This window comes from Flavobacterium aurantiibacter, assembly GCF_002251775.1.
GTDB lineage: Bacteria > Bacteroidota > Bacteroidia > Flavobacteriales > Flavobacteriaceae > Flavobacterium > Flavobacterium aurantiibacter.
In genome coordinates this window covers 1-1,117 of record NZ_NOXX01000015.1, presented here as the reverse complement: position 1 = coordinate 1,117, position 1,117 = coordinate 1, and the positions used below count along the sequence as shown (strand labels likewise).

General features: G+C 33.8%; 2 protein-coding genes. Both read right to left on the bottom strand.

Annotated features, from left to right (window positions below; all coding sequences use genetic code 11):
• Window positions 1-123 precede the first annotated feature (123 nt).
• A complete protein-coding gene (locus tag CHX27_RS00125) occupies window positions 124-582 on the bottom strand; it encodes a MarR family winged helix-turn-helix transcriptional regulator (protein ID WP_094484770.1) in 459 nt (152 codons plus the stop codon).
• A gap of 7 nt (window positions 583-589) precedes the next feature.
• Window positions 590-1,006, bottom strand: coding sequence for an SRPBCC family protein (locus CHX27_RS00120; protein WP_094484769.1), 417 nt, complete (start codon window positions 1,004-1,006; stop codon window positions 590-592).
• Window positions 1,007-1,117 lie beyond the last annotated feature (111 nt).

Below are 1,117 nucleotides of genomic sequence, written 5' to 3'. Positions count from 1 at the left end.
TAACGGTTTCGAGCTTTGCGTTCGGGCGGGGTTCGGAGCACAAAACTGTCAACCAGCACTAAACTTGAATAGAAGTACAAAGCCTTAAGTTTGCACGTCAGCCCGCCTGACGCAAAACCCGTGTTATGTGCCGTTTTTATTGTCAAGTAGTTTTATTAGTTTGTTATTAAAGTCTTTTGTTTCGTTGTCAAGTGAGCCGAAAAATTGTTTGTCAAATTGTTCAACTGTTTTGATTGCTTGTTTAATATTTTTTAGTCCATTTTCTGTTAGTCCAACTGTTTTGGCTCTTGTGTCTGTTTCGTGTTCTTGTCGTTTAATAAGTCCTTTTGTTTGCAAAGTTCTCAAAACAGTTGAAGTTGTCATTGGGTCAATTTTGGTATGGTTGGATAATAAAATTTGTGTTACATTTTGTTTGTCTAATGTCAGCCAATGAATACTTGCTAGTAGAACAAATTTAGAATGTGTTAATTCATATTTCTCTAATGCTTTTTTGATTTCACGTTGCCACAAGTTTGTTACTTGCCATAATAAAAAACCTGTACTTTCTTCGGTTATTTCAAAACTAAAATCTGTTTTTGCCATTTTGTGTTTAGTTTTTTTCTGCAATTTTAATTAGTTTTTCAACTGCAATAGGAAGTCCACTTTTAATTTTACTTCCAATTATTTTTGAAAACAAAAAAGTCATAAAACCTGTCATTACAACTTTATGTGTAATTTCAAGCCCGTCTTTGGTTTCTGTCATAGTATGGATAAAGTCCATTTTGCAAAGTGGTAAAAAACTTCTGTCTGTAAATGATTTGAATTTAGTGCATTCAGTCATTTCAAATTTTGTTTTTGGTCCACCTGCTGGTTTCAAAATTCCTTTTGTCCCTGTCTGAAATTGTCCAAATAGTTCAGAGGTCTCAACTTCTGCATCCCAAACATTCCAATTAGGAACATCTGCCCAAAGTTTCCAAATTTGTTCTTTTGTCGCTGTCGTTTTACGACTCACTTCTGTTGTCCACATACTAAAATATTTTGTTTGACGAAATTGTCGGTGCAAATATAATAAGTGGACATATAATAAGCAAATTTATTTTTATTGGTTTGGGGTGTCTCTGTAAAATGGCACATAACG

Bases quoted from the DNA above. Each gene is read 5' to 3' on its own strand.
- CHX27_RS00125 (WP_094484770.1), bottom strand. From the start codon at position 582: ATGGCAAAAACAGATTTTAGTTTTGAAATAACCGAAGAAAGTACAGGT.
- CHX27_RS00120 (WP_094484769.1), bottom strand. From the start codon at position 1,006: ATGTGGACAACAGAAGTGAGTCGTAAAACGACAGCGACAAAAGAACAA.